This is a genomic window from Winogradskyella costae, from assembly GCF_013403865.1.
Classification (GTDB): domain Bacteria; phylum Bacteroidota; class Bacteroidia; order Flavobacteriales; family Flavobacteriaceae; genus Winogradskyella; species Winogradskyella costae.
In genome coordinates this window covers 1-4,093 of sequence record NZ_JABFDK010000018.1, presented here as the reverse complement: position 1 = coordinate 4,093, position 4,093 = coordinate 1, and the positions used below count along the sequence as shown (strand labels likewise).

At 28.0% G+C, this 4,093-nt stretch carries 3 protein-coding genes; all 3 read left to right on the top strand.

From position 1 onward, the window contains the following. Window positions 1-89 precede the first annotated feature (89 nt). The 3 genes from HM986_RS17405 to HM986_RS17395 all read left to right on the top strand — a co-directional run bounded on the left by HM986_RS17405 (window position 90) and on the right by HM986_RS17395 (window position 3,911). On the top strand, window positions 90-809 hold the full coding sequence (locus tag HM986_RS17405) for a hypothetical protein (protein WP_179336316.1): 720 nt from the start codon (window positions 90-92) through the stop codon (window positions 807-809). A gap of 138 nt (window positions 810-947) precedes the next feature. Continuing rightward, window positions 948-2,891, top strand: a complete 1,944-nt coding sequence (locus tag HM986_RS17400) for a hypothetical protein (RefSeq protein WP_179336315.1) — start codon at window positions 948-950, stop codon at window positions 2,889-2,891. 165 nt (window positions 2,892-3,056) lie between these two features. Next, window positions 3,057-3,911 carry a hypothetical protein gene (locus HM986_RS17395; protein WP_179336314.1) on the top strand — a complete coding sequence of 285 codons (855 nt, stop codon included), beginning with the start codon at window positions 3,057-3,059 and terminating at the stop codon, window positions 3,909-3,911. Window positions 3,912-4,093: the final 182 nt, after the last annotated feature.

Sequence of the window (4,093 nt, the reverse complement as noted above, 5' to 3'; positions counted from 1 at the left end):
CGGATTTTCTATTTCTGTCTTTTATTTGCTAAATTAGGTGCTTGAGACACGCAACAACTCATATACCAAACCGTTAGGGTACATTTAAGATGGACGACATAGATTTATTACATAATTGGTGCTTTGGGTGTGATAATCACAAAAAATCTCTGAAAGGTCCTATTTGTAAAATCACAGAAAAAAAACCAGATTTTGTTAATACTTGCAATCTTTATGTTGGAAACAATGAAAAACTAAAAAAAAGTCAACAAAAACTAATTGAAATTAATCTTAAAGACGATAGGTACTTTGAGAAAATTAAACCAACTTTTTTAACGAAAGAGCTGAATAACTTACCAAATGAATTAATCTTAAGAAATAAAAAATTCGATTTGAAGTTTGTTTATCTTTTGCTTTTGGATTTCTTCGGAGCTTATTTTTTTCATTATTTCACAAATGACACGCTAAACATCCTGAATTTAGAATTCTTAAAAATTTTCGGAATTCTTACAGTCTTTTCAATTCCTATATTTGGATTTATGTTAGCGAAAATGGCAGACCAATCTGAACAAATTACTCTCTCAAAAAACGGAATAAAAATTGAAAATAAAGGTTTAATAAGTTGGACTGATTGTTTCACTTATATTTTGACTAAATACGCAAATACAGACGGAGAATCGTCTTGGATGAGAAATGAATTTTTAGTTATCAAAAAACCATTTGAAAAAGAAAGAATAATATCTATTGATAGTTTGGAAAAGAAACCATCTGAATTAAGTAATTTAATAGAGAATTATAAAAAAACGTACCCTAACACCGTGTATAATTAATTGCTAGTTCACTGCCGACTTACGAACATTCCTGCGGAATATTCTATCTGTGATTTATTTGCTAAATTACAGGCTAAACCACGCAACTAACCATACACAAAACCGTTAGCAGTCACCTAAAAAAACATCAGAAAACAAATGCACGAATCGGATTTAAACAAAGTTGTATTTTATTCAAAAGAAGATATGGCTGGTGGACATCAACTTCAAAAAGGTGAGAAGGTTTTAATAGCAAAAACAAAATCAACATATGATGATATTAATGAAGTTTTAGAGCTTTACAACATCAAAAAATACATTGATAATGAAGTATATTTAAAAAAGTGGAACTCTGAAGATATCTTAAAATTTAAACAAAAAGTATCTGAATTTGGAAAAATCGTAGGTAAATTTATTTCCCAAATAGATGATAATAATGTTATAAAACTATATAATAAAGTTCTTCAAAACTATACAAATTCGTTTTGGGAATTAGTCAATAATCAAAATGTTTTTAAACGTATATCAAAAGATAACTTTAAAATTATATTAACAAAAGAGCCATACTTAATTCATATAATTTTAACTCACAAAAACATTGTTGATAAATACAATATCACTTTAAAAGATTTTTTATTGACTTACTCACAATCCGCTGAAATATTAATTTCAGTATATGAAGTTAAAAATGACCTAAAACAAATTATTCCTAAAAGTTTAACTATTGAGCATAAAGAAGCTATAATTTCAAACTATTTAGATTCTAAAAATCCAAACTTAAATTATATAGGTTTAATAGAGAATGTAAAAAATAAAACTGACTTCAAAATTTCTGATAAAACTAGACTTAAAGCTAAACGTTTACATAAAAATGAAGTGAATAAATTTTTCGCTGATAAAGGAGGAATGAAATATGGAGTTAATATTAGCTTCCCTAAAAATGCCGAAAAAATCAAGGATGGATTTATTGATGACAATCAAATAGCTAATTACACTTATAGTTTAGATTTTATCAAAAAAAATAATAGTCCTTACTTTTTATTCCAAAATTTCTATTATTTATTCGAGTACCTTGATAATCAATATAGAATAAACCTTGTCAGTAAGAAAAGTGAATTAGGCTTATTTGACAAAATAATAGGTGTACACTCACAACATGAATATAGTGGAGGAATAACTTTTTCACTTTCTGAAATGACATCTCAAGCTCAAATAACATGTTATGGCAGAGTTTTAAATAATTTAAACAACAAACTAGAAGACATTCTTCATTTTGTTTTCACAAAATCATTTCAAGAAAAGTATGCTTTTGCAAATAATGCAAGATTTTCAATTCCTACTGCAATTTCTTATCTTGAAAAAGTAAGATTACTTGCACCTGAATTTGAATCTACACTAAAACAATTTAAACTTTTCGTTGAAAATGGAAATATTGATTTTGAACTTTTACAAATATCATCTTCACCATCAACAATAAAAGATATACCTAGTTTAAACTCTAGAAAATATCTATATTTTAATGAGAAGAATCAAGTTATGGTTGATTGTTCTAATATATTTTTTTCTGACCAAACCCTTTTAGCATATGTTGAACCGTTTATAGATAATAAATACAAAACATTTTTTGACTTATTAGCTAACGAAGAAGTAAAATTCAATAACTATGAAGAACATCAAAAACCTCAATTGAACTATCTTCTAGAAAAAGATTTTATAATAATTGACACAAAAGGTTTTATCCAAATTACAAATCTTGAACGCTTATTAATAATAAAAGATTTATATGAAAATGAAGTCGGTTCATTTTATCATTATCCGATTGTCTTTCAAGAAGAAGCACAACGAATGGCTAAAGAAAACATAATCAACTTTACAAGTTCTTTATTTTCTAAACCAGAACAAGCATATTTCAACTATTTTTTGAATAAAAGTGAGTTTACAAATGGATTAGACTTAAGGAATAGTTATTTACATGGAACTCAAGCAAATCCTGATGAAATTGAGAAACACGAATATGCATACTTCACTTATTTAAAGTTAATATTTTTAGCTTTCTTGAAAATAGATGATGACTTAGATATTTATAATTCAAGGAAGATATAGAATAAAGGCGAACTGCTAACACCGTATATAATTTATTGCTGGCTTCTCGCCTACTTACGAAAGTCTTCGCAGACTTTCTTGGTTGGTAATTATTTACTAAATTAGTTGCTTTAAACACGCAACAAACCATATACAACAACGTTGTAGCCAATATAAGAAACGCCTATGGGAACTTGGGGAACAGGAATTTCTTCAAACGATATTTACGAAGATATTAATTACGAATTCTTTGAATTATATAATCAAGGAATGGAAGTTTCTGCGATTACTGAAAAGTTAATTAAGGAAAATAAAGAACTGATTGATTCTCACGAAGACCAAAATAATTTTTGGATAACTATCGCAAAATCTCAATGGGAATGTAAATCACTTGACCCAAAAGTTCTTAATCGGATTAAAGATATTGTCGAGTCTGGAAAAGATATTGAATTGTGGAAAGAACTTGATGCTTCACAATCTGACTTGACTAAAAGGAAAAAAGTTTTAGATAGTTTTTTAAAGAAAATATCAAACGAAAAAAAGACATTCCGAAAACGAAAAGTAAAAAAATCACGAAATGCGATTTTCGAAAAAGGAGATTGTTTAGTTTTTAAATTAAGTGATGGAGATTATTGTGGAGTTTTCGTGTTGGAATCGGAAAAAGAAACGGAATTTGGACTGAATTTAATTGCTGTAACTGACATTAAACAATCGGAAAAACCAACTGAAAAGGATTTTGAGAATGCAAAACTATTATTTAGACTTGAACAGCAAATAAACAAAGAGTTTAAACCAAAGGAACAGATTAGTTGGTATTATGCTCAACATTTCAAAAAATCGGAAACGGAATTTGAAAAAATTGGACAATTAAAAGTTAATAAAGATTATTATTCAAATAAAGACCATCAGAGTTTTTCGAATTGGGACAATCTAAAATTATTTCAAGATGAATTCTATTCTGACTTTGAAAATAATAAGTGCAAGAACAAAGTAAAATTAAGTAGTTTAAGGAAAAAATACTGGCTACAACAACGTATATAATCCATTGCTAGTACTAGCCTACTTACGAAAATCCTCGCGGATTTTCTATTCGGTTTTTATTTGCTAAATTACGTGCTAAACCACGCAACGCATCATATACAAAACCGTTGTGTTTCATACTGACCAGCCGCATATTTTAGCACTTTCGGTTTTTGCCAACGCACAATTCCAACGCTAAAAAC

Bases quoted from the DNA above. Each gene is read 5' to 3' on its own strand.
- HM986_RS17405 (WP_179336316.1), top strand. From the start codon at position 90: ATGGACGACATAGATTTATTACATAATTGGTGCTTTGGGTGTGATAAT.
- HM986_RS17400 (WP_179336315.1), top strand. From the start codon at position 948: ATGCACGAATCGGATTTAAACAAAGTTGTATTTTATTCAAAAGAAGAT.
- HM986_RS17395 (WP_179336314.1), top strand. From the start codon at position 3,057: ATGGGAACTTGGGGAACAGGAATTTCTTCAAACGATATTTACGAAGAT.